Annotated in this window: 7 protein-coding genes; 2 read left to right on the forward strand and 5 right to left on the reverse strand. The window is 57.1% G+C overall.

The window, feature by feature from the left end; genetic code table 11:
• Positions 1-105: 105 nt before the first annotated feature.
• On the forward strand, positions 106-1,611 hold the full coding sequence (locus PSPTO_RS11555) for a hypothetical protein (protein ID WP_032639333.1): 1,506 nt from the start codon (positions 106-108) through the stop codon (positions 1,609-1,611).
• Between the two features lie 37 nt (positions 1,612-1,648).
• Here PSPTO_RS11555 and PSPTO_RS11560 read toward each other — a convergent pair whose 3' ends face one another.
• From PSPTO_RS11560 to PSPTO_RS11580, 5 genes are all read right to left on the reverse strand, one after another.
• Positions 1,649-2,761, reverse strand: a complete 1,113-nt coding sequence (locus PSPTO_RS11560; RefSeq protein ID WP_005765826.1) for a fimbrial protein — start codon at positions 2,759-2,761, stop codon at positions 1,649-1,651.
• A gap of 46 nt (positions 2,762-2,807) precedes the next feature.
• Positions 2,808-5,321: a fimbria/pilus outer membrane usher protein gene (locus PSPTO_RS11565; RefSeq protein WP_011103899.1), complete on the reverse strand. Its 2,514-nt coding sequence runs from the start codon at positions 5,319-5,321 to the stop codon at positions 2,808-2,810.
• Positions 5,322-5,360: 39 nt separating this feature from the next.
• A complete protein-coding gene (locus PSPTO_RS11570) occupies positions 5,361-6,116 on the reverse strand; it encodes a fimbrial biogenesis chaperone (RefSeq protein WP_005765821.1) in 756 nt (251 codons plus the stop codon).
• Between the two features lie 108 nt (positions 6,117-6,224).
• Positions 6,225-6,776, reverse strand: a complete 552-nt coding sequence (locus PSPTO_RS11575) for a fimbrial protein (RefSeq protein WP_011103900.1) — start codon at positions 6,774-6,776, stop codon at positions 6,225-6,227.
• Positions 6,777-7,204: 428 nt separating this feature from the next.
• Positions 7,205-12,253, reverse strand: coding sequence for an RHS repeat-associated core domain-containing protein (locus tag PSPTO_RS11580; protein WP_046463561.1), 5,049 nt, complete (start codon positions 12,251-12,253; stop codon positions 7,205-7,207).
• A gap of 282 nt (positions 12,254-12,535) precedes the next feature.
• On the opposite strand from PSPTO_RS11580, the gene PSPTO_RS11585 reads away from it, so the two are divergent.
• Positions 12,536-14,359, forward strand: a complete 1,824-nt coding sequence (locus PSPTO_RS11585) for a hypothetical protein (protein ID WP_011103902.1) — start codon at positions 12,536-12,538, stop codon at positions 14,357-14,359.
• Positions 14,360-14,406: the final 47 nt, after the last annotated feature.

The raw sequence follows: 14,406 nt of genomic DNA on the forward strand, positions 1-14,406 counted from the left end.
TCAACTAGCAGTTTTGCGAGTCGTGGCAATGGCACAGATGTGTTGAAGTAAGCAGGTGTGAATATGGATGTTCACGAAGCAGAAGCGGACTTCAAGGATCTGAACATGATAACGACTCGACTGTATGACCGTTTTCGCCACTGGCTGAGGAGGGGATTCACAGCGCTGTTCAGGCAGGATCCCGGCTATCCACCGCCTTTTATTGCCTATCTTCTTCCCGACGATCCGCAATGGGACGAAGAGGGGTTGTTGCCCGTAGACGATGTATTTAATCCACTGCCGATACAGATTCCCGCGTGGGATTACTACAATGAGCCCCGTTATGACGTCATTCTTACGGTTTACTGGGACAACACTACATTGGTCTATCAGAAAACCTGGCCAGGCGAAGATTTCCCCTCACTCCCCCTTGAAGACCTATTGTTCGACTTGCCGGAATATCATCTCACGGCTGGAATCCACTCGATACGCTATGAGGTGACGGAGTATTCGGGCAATAGCGACTGGTCTGTGCCCCAGACTGTCACCATCGATCTGACTGCCCCGATGCTGGCTGCCAATCAGGGGCAACTGAGGTTTGATACCTCAAAGATTACCTCCGGGTATCTGGCAAGCCACGACGATAGAGTTACTGCCACTATTGAGTCATACCGTGGAGGAGCTCCCGGTGACGCCGTGACCTGGTACTGGAGCCGCGATCCCTTTGCATTCAGCGATGACGATATCGTTTCGACCAGGTCGCTGGCTGCGCCCGAGATCGGCAATTCTGTGACGCTGGTATTCAATGGCGACATGGTTCGGGCACGTGGTGACGGAGTGCGCTATGCGTTTTATCGCCTGACAGATCGTGCAGGGAACGCGTCTTCTTATTCACTGGCGTTCAGGCTTGATGTTGCAGCTCAGCCTGTTCCTCGAGTACTACCGCCACCGAGAATCGAGGGGGCGTCCGGCTCGGCAAGCTACAGCACACTCAATCCGTTGAGTGCTATCAATGGCGCTATCGTGACAATACCTGCCCAGGCTGACATTCGTCCTGGTGACGTTATTGCTGTCCAGTGGGCCGAGCCAGGCAGTACCGGGGCCTACCGAACAGACCAGCCGGAAGCTGCCAACCCTCTCGAGTTCAGGATTCCGGCCAGTCGGATTCCCCAGCATTTTGGTAAAACGATCCCTGTGTATTACGAGGTCACGGAGCCGAGCGCCGTGGAGCTGCATGTTTCAAGCAGGCATAACCTCACGGTATCGAGGGTCAGCGGTTTTCCGGTGGTGCAATGCGACAAGGTGTCGGGTGGACGGTTGCCGCTGAGCAGCATCGCCGATGGAGGGCGCGCAGTGTTCACATTGAATAGTTGGCTCTTCATGGCGACGGACCAGTTCGTCAATCTTGAAGTGCGCGGGGTGAACAACGCCAGTCAACTGGTGGTTGTTCCGGTACTGAGTGAGTATCCGGTGCCGTCGACCGGCGCAACAATCAGCGCTGGTCATATCAGCAAGGCGGATCTGCAGCGCTTCAAGGTTGGCACCCAGCTGGAGATCAGAGTGCGCGTGAGCTTCGACCAGAAACTCAGCTGGCAGTCGTTTCCTTCACTGGCACCAACGTTGTATGGCTGACGTCGGCATAGCGTGCAGGCATCTGCGGGTTGCTCTGCTATTTGTAGGTAAGGGTAAAGCTCAGCGCACCTTTGGCTTTGCCTGGGCGGACTTCGCTGCTGGCTTCGGTCTGATAGAAGCGCGCATAAAAGTTGAGTGACATGTTACCTGGCGTGATAGCAATCAACGGGACTTCGGTTTGCAGTTCCATGGGCGTCGAGCCGTCGGCCTTGAGCACTTGAATCCCCATGCCACGAGCCTGCGAATCGGTCGTCAGGCTGAAAACGCCGCTATTGACGGGGCCGACCGGCGCCGAGCCGTCGACGCCGTCGAGCTGGACGTGGGCTGTTGCTATAAAGCCGGCGCCGGTGTCGGTCTCGCAATTACTCAGGGCAATATGGAAGGGGACCTTCGTAGTGGTGAAACCGGGCCCGGTAAACTCTGCTCGGTCCCAGTCACCCAGTTGTACCGGGGCTGCGCTGCTTGGAGCGCCTACGGTGCATTGAGCCTGAATCACCGTGCCGGTGACGCCGTATCTCATGACTTTGCCCAGCGCAGTAAGGCTTCCTGACCACAGCTCGCTGCCATCCAGCACATTAGGGCCGGGAGGTATAGGCCCGATCTTGACCAGCGTGATAAAGTTTCTCAGGCCCACGATGCTGATTGGCACGAGCAGGTTGTTATATTCATTGAGAGCCAAAAACGGTACGACAGGATTTCCGTCGACCGGTGTGAAGCAATTGTTACACCCACCTGAGTACGGATGCTCCAGTTTTACCCTTATGCCGACTCCTGAAATATTGGTTTTAAGTACTTTGCCGTTGATGTCTTCACCATTGATCGGTTCCAGACCACCAGAATGGATAGGGGCCGTTGCCGTCGCCCTGAACTCCAGTAGAGCGGTGCCGTCATTGGCGCAAGCGGCCGATAGTCTTGCCAGGTCGGGGGTGTATGCCTCCATATCGATCTTGCCGATAACGCTGCCGATTTTGGCATCTCGGGGGATGTAGATCGTGCCAATGTCACGGCGGAATTCTTTCATCCCGGGGCTGGATAGCCAGTAACAGCTGTCGCCCGGATCCGAATCGTAAGACTCGGCCATAGCGGTTGTGCCATGAACGAGGCTGGCGGCAGTCACGGCAAGCGCCAGTGCATTCAGTACATGTTTCATAAGGGGTTCCTGAAAGGTCGGTGGCACATGTGCGTCAGACCAGAGGTCATTGGCTGCACGTCAATGACTGTATTCGGTAGCCTTTGGTCAGCGGCATATTGGTCGGGTCTATGTGCAGTCGGCATCGGGATTCCGTCTGTTCACCCCAGCTTACGTCGAGGGTTTGTGCCTGCATGCCGGTGGACAGCAAAATCAATCCGCCCTGGCCTGCAATGCCCATGATGTTTCCTTCGGCGTCGCTGACCTGAGCACCGAACGGCAGCGGCTTGCCACTGTCGGTAAGCGCCGTGATAACCAGGCGTGTGACGGTGCGTGCGGCAAAAGTGGTCTTGACCACGGCCCCGCGAGCCGGCACTACTCGAGCGCTGCCGTTATCGATTTCGATCTCCGGACCGAGCTGATCCGTTTGCAGCTCGATGTGGTTGTAACGGTAAGGCCGCAGGTAGGGCACCAGTGCATACCCTCGACTATTGGTCTCGACCCCGATTGCATTCTGTACACCGACGCCCGGTGTGTCGGGCACTTCGATCAGCGCAATGGTATCGCCCAGACTCGGACCGGGTTCGATACCCCCTGCGTGCATCAACAGGGCGCCACTGACATTGATTGACGTGCTGCGATAATCGTTGCCTTGGGTCAGGCCCGCTCCGAAACTTGCAAAAGGCGCCTGATAGCCGACCGCGAGACCTGCGCTTTGCTGGCGGCCGTCATCGTTGCTCAGGCTGGTTCGGTAATTGAGGCGGTTATCGTCGAGGCTGCCGCTCAGACTGGCCCGCTGGCTGTAGTGATCACCACTGTTCTGCAGGTCGAAGGCTGCGCTGCTCGAATGCCCGATATCCAGAGGCAGCGAGATGCTGAGCCCCAACTGCCGGTCATTTTTCTGGTTGCGTGTGTCGGTCAGCGATTGTGAGGCATACAGGTTGTAGGTGACCCCGGCATGCTGAGTATTGAAGTTGAATTGATACTGCTGCTGTTCGGCAGCGCTGCCCCAATAATTCTGCCGGGACATTGTCAGACTGACGCTGCTGCGGCTTCCGACCTTTTGGTGAACGGAGGCCTCCAGCCTGCTACGGCGGCTGCCGGTGAAGGGTCTGTTGTTATCGCGTTGACGCATGGTCTCGTCGAAATCACGATAGCCTTGAGTGGAGTAGCGGTAACCGGCGAAGCGCAGGTTGGTATTGGTGGTAAACATCTTGCCGTACTTGAGGGCGTAACTCATGCCTTGCACGCTGGTCGTTCCGGCGCGATCAATGTCCGCGTCCGACTGCGTTGCGTCCAATGCCACGGCCCCCAAAGCGCCCAGGTCCCGCGAGATGCCCAGCGCGGTGGCGCGGTACATGTCGCTGGCCATCAAGCCGCCGTAAAGGGTGGCGTTCCAGCCGGTGCCAATGGCCAGCGTGCTTTGCCAAATCCAGGGCTGCTCGATTGCGCTGGCACCGTTATAGCGGCCCAGTGCGGTGCTGTATTTCCAGACGCCCTCACGCAACAGGTTGCCGATGGTTGCGTAGGGCTGGCTGAAGCGCCGCACCTGACCGTCCGCCTCAGTCAGTACCACTTCCAGTTCGCCGCTGCCCGTAGCCGCCAGATCGTCGATTTCGTAGGGGCCGGCGCTGACATAGGTGGAATAGATCGGGTAGCCGTTCTGCAGCACTTCAAGCTTCGCCCGACTCTGCGCCACACCGCGAATCACCGGGGCGTACCCCTGTGCGGTGTCGGGGAGCATTTCCTGATCGGTTTTGATCAGTGCGCCTTTGATCGGTACGCTGCGGAAAACATTGCTGTCGGTGGACGTCTCGCCGATGGTCAGATTCGCGTGAGTGCCGGGCAGGTCACGTTGGGCGTATGCATAGGCCCTTGTCCATTCACGACGACCCTCTTCGTCGTGACGCACGCTTTGATTGCTGCGCAGTCGCCATGCGCCAAGGTTGATACCGCTATTAAGGTACAGATTCGCGCTGTTGCCTGTGCCGGTGTCGGTACGCGTGGTTTGCTGCGCGGACGCCTGGTAACTGACGAATGCGGCATTGATGCCGTAATCCCAGAGCGCCGGATCAACCCTGCCGATGGCATCCAGGCGCATGGCGATCTGCGGTATGGAGATCGACAGTTGCAGCCTGCCGCCGTCCAGTTTGGTGGTTGCCTGGGGAATCAGCCGGGACAGGTCGACGCAGGAGGCCTGCAATAATGTCTGCTCGGCCAGGCTCTCGATGCGTACGCCCATTTGCTCAAGTAGCTCTTTTGACAGGCATGGCAGCAGACCGTTGCCTTGCGGGTCGGCATCGAAGCGCAGTTCCCGCTGACCGAAGTAACGCGTGTTGATGTGAATTTCGACCCAGTGGTTGCCGGGTGCCAGGTCTTCGACCTCTGCGAGGTTATTCAGCGCTTTGTTTGCAGCGTCGATATCGTAGCCCTGGCCCTGGCGCAGAAAACCGGACTGGAAATTGACGAGGTCTGCGGCCTGAATCAGCTCCAGTGGCAGGGCTCCGCTGCCGCAGACAATCAGCAACTGCATAAAACGCAGGCGCACCGGTATGAGCCCGGAGTCGGGTAATAGGGTCATGGTCAATGTCCTGGGGGGGTGAAAGCTGGCCGAAGCGGTTTAATGAGCCAGCGTGACCGGAACGGTCAGCGGAACGCTGTAGCCGCCGTAATCGTTTATCGCTGAAAAAACCACCTGAACGCCCGGCTCTGCTTTCGTTTCGCCAAGCTCATAGGCCTGCGAGGCAAAAGGTGCCAGCATGGCTGCCTGCGCGATCTTTTCGGTCTTGCCGTTGGCCGTGACTTCAAGGCGTATGAACGACACGTGGAAAGGGGTTGGGTTGATCCCCACCAGCCGGGTTTTACCGTTGGACTGCTCGATTGACCATTGCAGGTCCTTGAGGCGTGCAATTGGGTTGTCAGTCAGCCCGGCCGGGCGGTAGAACAGTTTGAGTCGGGTCCGCAGAGCGATATTCAGCACATTGCCTTGCGAACTTTCGGCCTGGGGGATTTCCTGCACATTGAAGAAGAACAGCGATTCGCGATCTGCGGGCAGGTCGTTGGGCAGGCCATTGATCTGCACTTGCTGCTGTTTGCCGGGGTTCAGGCGAAACAACGGTGGAGAGGGTGCAAAAGGCACTGCGGTCACTGTGTCGTCGACTGTCGTGTTGACCCAGGTCTGAACCGCGAACGGGCGATCGCTCGGGTTGGAAATGACCACCGAAGTACTGCGTTTTTCGCTGGCGAACACCACGCGGGTGGCATTGACGGTGAGCGCAGCTTCAGCAACCGGGATGTGAATGCTGAGCACGGCGAGAGCCATGCCTAAGCCGAGCGCGGACTTCGCAACGGCCTGTTGGCAGATAGTGCCGATCATGGTTGTTTTACCTTGAACATCCAGGCCCGTAAAAGGGCCTGGATGCGTTGACAATGGTGCGGCTTGCGACAGGTCTTTTTGACCGTTACACAGTGGCCGGGTGTTGTATCAGTTGATGGCGACGGTGAAGTTGATATCTGCCGAGGCAGTGCCCGGCGTCACTGTGGCGGCTGTCGAGCGATAGTAGGCGTCGAAGGTCATGTCGGTGACACCGCCAACGACCAGAGGGTAGGGGGCAGACTCGGTTCCAGGCTCGATAGAGTCTCCGCTAAAGTCACGAATGGCAATGGCGACGCCCGTTGCGCCATCTGCCGTTGGTGTGACAGCAAAGTAGCTGCTGGAACCGTCCGCGGCACCGTCAAACTTTACAGTTGCAACATCGGCGGTGCCTGTAAGACCGCAACTGCCATTGTCTTTGACGCGCAGGGCAAAGCTCTTGCCGCTGTATTCCTGGCCGACGGCGGTGAAGCGGCCAGCGTCGACAGAGCCCATTTTCACCAGGTTGCCAACTGCACCGTCACCTGGGTTGACCACTTCGATAGGGCAGGTGCTGCCGGTGATCTGGCCTTCAAAGTTGATAGTGCCGGTGTTGGCAGATACGGCGGTGCCAGTCAGGGCAGTGGCCAGAGCAAGACCGAGTGCGGATAGCGTTTTATTCACGATGATAACCTTATTGATTGGTTTGGTAGAAAAGTTTGGGAATGTAACTATGTAGTGCATCTGGATAGCGTGTTTGTGATGCGTGTCATGACGGGGCGAGAGTGTATAGAGAAGATCTGGAATAAGGTGTTTCTGAAACTCGTTAATTGGTGGCAGTTGTTGTAGGAAATTTCCGAAATGAATGTGGGGGCTAATGTTTTAGTGTTATTGGTTTTTCTGACGTATGAGGTGAGGCGAATTTTCATTACGTGTGATGAACTGTGATCTTTTGCGGCCACCTACAACGTAAACTCCACACGTGTTGGTTTACCTGGCAGGCGGGTGGTGGAATAGCGAGTACGGGTCTGTTTCACGGATATGAACAGGGCGCCACCGACAGGCGCGTATGAAGTCGTGTCGGTGGCGGATGGGTATGTGGTTAAAAGAAACTAGATTCGAGTTACCTGCGTGGCCGGTGGGATTCCGCTCGCATTCGTTGAAAAAATAGTGGTCTGCGTCATCCCAATCGATTCGTTAAAGGTAGTCTGTGTAAATAATGATGGCCCTGGTCCTGATCCGCCACTTGTAACGCTTGGAATCCGGCGTGCAGTAGCAGCAGTCCTGTTTAGAGCACGGGGTAAGATTCTGCCTAACATGTTGCTGATTTGGCGCCGAGCGCTGCTGGCAGCGCTGGAAATGGTTCTGCGGGCACCAGCAGCAGCGAGGCCTATTCTGCTGACGCTGCGGACACCGATCGTACCAGCGTTGGCAGCCGCAACTTTAGCCGCAGCCGCAACTGCCCTCGCCACCACAGCCCCCGCGCCAAACCCTACCAAGCCAACGGGCACAGCGGCAATACCCAACCAGCCGCCGACTTCTCCGGCCGTCTGATCGTTATTTACAATGGCAACTGTATTGGCCGTAGTTGAAGCCGCTGTCAATGCCGTACCGACGATCAACGCACCGGTCGAGACTGTCGAAACGGCCGCGGCAGCGCTGGCGGTCATGGAAATGCCCAGGACAGTTACCGGGCCGGTAACCGGTGTGGCTGTTCCTAACGTGGCTATGGTAGCGGCAACGCCCAATACGGTGAAAACAACGCCTATTCCTACACCCACCCAACCCATGATATCTCCGCCACCTTGTTGCATTGGCAAAGCCCCCTCATCGGGCCGTCTCAACCGGCCAGTCTGACCGCTGGCATCATGTCCTGTCGGGTCGCGCAGGGCGATGGGGTTGCCCAGGCAGTAGGTGTAGGGGTTGACGCCGCCTTCGGCGAAGGGGCTGAGAAAATCCGGGCTGTGGAAGCGCATCAGGAGAGGGTTGTAGGCCCGGTAGCCATTGCCCAACAGATACCAGCCGTTGGCGGCTTCGCGTACTTCACCGTTAAACCCGGCAGTGCTCAGCAGCGCCTCCTCGCTGTGGCGCTCCCCGTAGGCACTGTAGACCGCCTTGCGCAGCTGGCCTTGTTGAAATTCACCCATAACGCTCTGGTTTGCGTCAGTCAGTAGCAACAGGGTTTGCTCGGCGTCGTCCACAATCTGCTGGCCCAGCGGCTGTTCGCCGAGATGCAGGTACTGAGTGCGTTGATCTTCCTGCACCGTGCTGCTCAGTTGATGACCCTCATAGAACCGCAAAATCTCGCTTTCATTGCCATCCCTGGTGGCGACCAGTTGATTGTGGCCGTCATAACGGTATTGGCTGATAGGGGCACCGCCGGTTTCTGCGACCTGCAGCAGGCGGCTCTGGCTATCGTAATGCAGACTGTTGCCATGCTCGTCTTTAAGCTGGTTACCGTTGGCGTCGTAACTGAATGTCGGGTCCGGTGTTTTTCTGGGCGGCGTGTAGGCAATACTCAAAAGCTGGCAGCGGTCTTTATGCTTATCGTCGCCGGGGCTGCCGTATTTGAAAGCTGCTCGCTCAGAGGTGCCATCGGTAAACCTGGTCTGGCATAGCGTAATGTTGTCCAGCTCGTCGAAGCTGAATATTTGTCTGGTCATCTCCCTTTGCAGTTCGTCTCTCGGCAAGCTGCTACCCAGGTAATTCACCAGTGTCAGGCGGCCTCTGGGGTCGTAGCTAAACGTTTCGTGCAGCAGGGGGCTACCCGCCTGTTGCAGGTCGCGGGTTTTCAAAAGCCCGTCCACTGCCCACGTTTGAGTCAAGGTCAACGCCGCTTGGTTGCTTGCGGTCTGGGTTCTGAGAATTTCCTGTCCCTGGTCGTCGTATTCCATGTCGATGATCACGCCAGTTCCGGCCTGCAGGTCCTCGGTGGCCACCTTGCAGAGCTGGCCCAGCACGTCATAGTCGATTGTGGTGCGCAGGTTGCTCTGGTTGATAAACCTGATTCTGCCGAGCGTGTCGTAGTCGTAACGGGTCTCTGCGCCCGCCGCCTCGCCTTTTTTGAGATCGGTGCGCTTGATCGGCCGACCCAGCAGCGATGATTGGTGTCGGGTTTCCCAAGCCTGACCCAGCAGATTGTCCCAAGTCTCTCCCGTCAGTTGATTGTGCACGTCATAGCGGTAAGTGCGCGTGCCTTGCGGGTTCGTCGCTTCGATGAGGCGGGCACTGGTCTTGTCATAATCGAATTTGGCCGTTTCATCCGGAGCCGTGCTGGAAAAAATCTGATCAGTGAGCGCCCGAGTGTAGGTAAAGTTGATGTTGTCCAGCCCGGCTGTTGTGCGCGACCTGGGCTGCATCTCACCGGCGTCGTAGTTGAACTGTTCGACGCGGTCACCTGTTTTGGTCTGCGTCACACGCTCAAGCCCGTCAAATTTCTGTGTACCTGCCACGGTTCTGGTGGTGCCGTTCTGGTGCACGACCTCGAGCATCGTTGCCAGCTCACTGCTGCTTTGCGGCGCATAACTCCGGTTGATGACGCTGCCGTCTGCAAGCGTGGAGGAGACCATGCGTGACCAGTTGTCGTAGCTGAACAGGGTGCTTTGCTGGAGTGCATCGCGCTGCTCGGTGCAGCGTCCCAGCCCGTCGTACAGAAAGGTCTGCCTGCTCAGTTCCTGCTCAGTCGTGGTCAGGTTCCGGCTGCGGCTCATGCTGTGCGTGCGGCTGCGACCCGTTTTACCAGCGGTCAGCGTCCGGATCCGGTCCGGTTTGCCGAACAGATTCAGCCAGGTTTCGCTGCGGCCACTGATGCGGCCCTCCGGGTCGCCACTCTGTTTCCAGGTTTTCTGGATTGGGCCTTTATGTACGTCGCTGCCGATCGGGTCTGAATACTCATAAGTCTGTACGTTGTCATCGGTCGTGGTGCAGCATCGCTGGTTCCAGTCATCGTAGCGGTAGCCAAGGGTGCTGCTGGCCAAGGGTTTGGCCCCCAGCCAGTCATGGGCGGTCTCCTGCTCCAACTGATTCCAGGCGTTGTATCGGGCAGTATGGATTGGCTTCATAACCTGCGACGTGGGGCCCTCGATACGGTCCTTTTCTTCGCTGACAGTGCGTCCCAGCCCATCCATGAGCGAGCGTGTCCTGACGCCGCTGGCGTGGGTCAGCGTTTGTTCTGCCTGCTGCCCGGGAGCATTGCAAAGGGTGTATTCAAACTTGCGACTGGCCTTATAAGGCGTTTCCGCCGCCACTGTTTCCAGGGTCAGCCGGTTGAGTGCGTCGTAGACATATCGTGTTTCCACGCCATCTTCTTCAATCAACAGTTTGTGGCCGGTCAAGGCTGATAGCTGATGCTCGACGGTTTTTTGCGCTGCGTCGAAATTTGTTTCAGTGGTCTGGCTGATCGACAGCATCGTCCCGCCCGGTTGCCATTCGTTGAATTTGCTGTAGGCATACCGGGTGAAGGTGGAATTGCCATTGAGTGTCTGAGTGTGTCGAACGGTACGTCCATGCGCGAAGGGGTCTGCCGGATTGTCGATGAGTTCGATCCGGATCTGCTGCAGCTCTACTTCCGTATTGCCGTCGATCTGCACCAGCGTCTCGCTTTCAGGCACGATCCAGTAAGAGGCCTCGCTGCCTGTCAGCGTACCTATCGATGCGTAGCGATAACGTGTGCTGAGGGGCGGGGCACCCGCCTGCATCGAGGCTGCGGGCTTGATGATCTTTTCTCTGAGTCGGCAGACAAATCCTTCGGCATCGGCCGGGCAGCCATCGCTCGCTCCGGCGGGATACCAGCTGCTGATTTCTTCAATCCCATCGGCTCGTAGATGCACCAGCACGTTGCCTTGATTGTCATAGGTGTCGGTGACGGTTTCACTGCGGGTGCGGGCAGGTTCGTTCAGTAACTGCCAACTGGTAACGGTTTCCCGGGGCAACTGGCAGTCAGCGGGCTGCTCGGCATAGTGGACGCCCGCTATATAATTGTAAGCGGTGGTTACAGTCTTCTGATGGCCGTTCTGGGCGGTGACCTCCCGGGTCTGCAGATGAAAGCGGTTGAACGTTCTCTCGATACTGCGCACCGGTTTCTCATCCACCCAGAGGCTCTCGGTACAGACGTAATCGTAGTCTTGCAGGTACTTGTAAAGATTATCCAGACCATCGTCGTCCCACTTGATCGACAGCCCGGCACCCAGAAAATTTCGCTGGCGCTGCTGACCGTCCAGGTAGGTATAGCGGACATCAATCGTTGCCTGTTCAAGGCCCGGATTAACAATATGCCGAGTCACTCGAGGTATCCTGACTCGGTTGGCACCCGAGGGGAACGGATGACCTGCATCAAGGTAGAAGATATCTTCGTGACTCCCAGAAGGCGTGTCCACGCTCTTGATACACCGCTGGTTGCCCTCCTTCAACTGGTATTCAAACCGCCAGGAAGCGTTAGTCTCGGGGTTGTCCCCGGTAGGCAGGACGATGCTCGATACTATTTTATCGCTGGTGCTCAGCTTCATGACAAACAGCGCCAGCGGCTTACCCTCCGGCCCGGCAGAGGGGTGCATTGCCAGATTGATTGATGTGCTGCTGCGGGTGATCTGAAGTAGAGCGTCGCCCAGGTCGTCTGTAATCGAGTCAAGCATGAACCGGGTGCTGTTGAAGGGGCTGTGTTTGAGGCGGATGCCGTGTCCAGAGGCAGCGATAATCTGCACGGGCCAGGCCATTTTGTTGTTGCCGCTGTAGTGCACCTCAAGAATCTCCACCAGGCCGGACTTGTGAGCCACCCGGTAATGCGTTGCGTCCAGTTCGTAGAAGTGAAAAGTGTCGAGTTTTTTCTCGGACATCGTCAGTTCGGTTCGGCGGGTGCCGTCCAGACAGGAAACTTCGCGGGTGCCATCGATACAGAAGGTTTCGCCGGTGCTCAGGCTCAGGATATGGGTACCGGGATTGTATTGCGACAGTTGTAGATTCCAGCCTAGCCCGTAGCCGCTGTCGATGCTGTTGAGCTGACTATAGGACAGGTCGAGGTTGAAGCCCGGGCCGCGCAAATCATTACTTTGCAGTTCAGGCAGGGCGATCGATACGTTGTACAGCCCGGTACGGGGATCAACGCCGCTTTTCAGACAGCTCATGAAGTTGAGTGCATTGGAGTGTACGGAAGTAGAAGCAGCCATGGCGCAGGCCTCGCTGTTGATACGTGGCAGGCGCAGCAATGCCTGACCGTTATGCAGTCCATGCGCCTGTTCGGTTGGCGACCTGTCAATGCGGGGCTTTCAGGGAAACCCTTGCGACTTAAGGTCTTGTTCAAACCCTAGACACGCCTGCCCCAGGCGGCAACCTAGTACTTGTGCTAGTGGGCGGGAGATTTTCATTGGCGTAAAAAAGCTAATCCGTTGTCGCACGGCCAAGCCTTGCCGGATATTCATCTCAAGTGAAACGAGACCGGAGTGACCGACATGGCATTGGACGTAAAACCCTCTCTACAGTTGGACCTGCCGCCGCCCGAGGTTCCCTACCTGAAGCAGCCGGAGAATTACCTCGACCTTGATCAGTTGATGGGTCAGGCATTGGAGACCTGGATCAATTATCCGGGAATGCGTGTGGGAGATCGTTTGTTTCCCAATTGGCGGGGTTGCGGTTTGCAGGGTCAGTTGGTGGATTTCTTCGAAGACCTCGTGGTGGTCGAGGAGGATAATCCCAAGGGTGTGGCTGTAATCATTCTCAACCAGCCTCTGCACGAACTCGATCAGGGGTGGGTGTTTTATTCGTATCAGCTGTATGACCCCAACGTACAGGGTAATCGCGGCGAAGAGTCGTTGAGAATATTTTTCAACGTCGGTAAACGGCCCGCTTTATCTGGCGGGTTGGGGGCGCCGCAATGCAAGGAGTCGCACGATCTCAAGCTTGATCCAGAGCTGTTGGAACTGGGTGGAGAAGTCCTGTTTGTGACGCCGCCGTATCACGCCATGCGCATGGGTGACACGATCACCCTGACGCTGGACTTGTTTTTTGGCGAAAATGATCCGTTTCAACCCTTGTCGCAATCGAAGACCCTGACCAATAGCGATGTAGGACTGCCTGTGCAGTGGCGCGTGACGGCTAGCGATCTGCTTCAGATTGAAGGTGGCTATGTGCTGATGAGCTATAGCGTTACCTACGCTGGCACCTCAATAACCAGCCAGTCATCCATTCAGACCCTCGATATCGTCGAGCATGATGACGATTTGTTGCCAGCACTGACGATCAAGGATTTCAGCGGTGGCTCGCTGGATCCGGGCGCCTACCCCGATGGCATAACGCTGATAGTCGGGCCCTATCCGGGTATGGAGGTCAATGACGACGTCATGCTTTACGTCAGCGGCGACACTCGGGTAGCGCAGTCACTGAGGGCTGACCTGTCGAGCGTTGAAAGTGGCATTGTGCAGTTCCGGCTAGCCTCGTCCTGGCTAATCGCCAATAACGGCAGGCAAGTAGAATTCATGTACGAATATGCCCGTTTGGGCGAAGCGAAGAGGTCGTTGTCGCGCGATGTCATTCTGCGGCGGCCTCTCGATCTTCCAGCGCCCGTTATCAAAGACGCGATCATTGATGAACCCGGTGACACGATGGTCAAGGGGCATATATTTGCCCGGCAACTGACGCAGGGTGTGACGATCAGCATACCCAAAGAGGCCTTCATCGGTGCAGGAGATCAGGTGCAGATGTACTGGGATGGCCACGGGAGCACTGGCCGTTTCATTGCCGACCCTTCGCCGAACGACTCCCGGATGTTCCATATCCCGCCCGAGGCGGTGCCTGCCAACATGGGTAAACGCCTGGACGTGTATTACAAAGTCACGCCGGTGCTCGAACCCGCAGGGACCTCCAGAGTGTTCAATCTGGAAGTGAGGAAGTTAGACGGTGGCTGGCCGTTCATCCAGTTCGTGAACCCTCCTGTTTTGGATGCGCGGCTTTCACTCGCCAAGGTACCTCCAGGTGGTGCCGGTCTGGAACTGCCTGGCTGGGTCTACATGGCACCGGGGCAGCGAGTAAGAATAAAGGCTGTCGGACTGCTGCAGTCATCTGGCACGGCGCTGACGCTGGGCCTTCGCATCGGCGTAGCGGAGCCGGTTACCGAGGCTGAGTATCAGGCCCGGCGCGTGCCGGTGAGCATTCCAAGAGAGTTTCTGGAGCGCTTGCAAAGAAACAGTGAAACCAACAGCGTGACCGTTGATGTCAGCTTCGATGACGGCCTGAGTTACACCCAATTTCCGCCCATTACTTTTACCTTGGTGGACTAGACAGGCTGCGCAACGCCACGAGGCCCCCGTACATGACTTCGCGGTAG

The sequence above is a fragment of the Pseudomonas syringae pv. tomato str. DC3000 genome (assembly GCF_000007805.1).
GTDB classification, from domain to species: Bacteria; Pseudomonadota; Gammaproteobacteria; order Pseudomonadales; family Pseudomonadaceae; genus Aquipseudomonas; species Aquipseudomonas avellanae.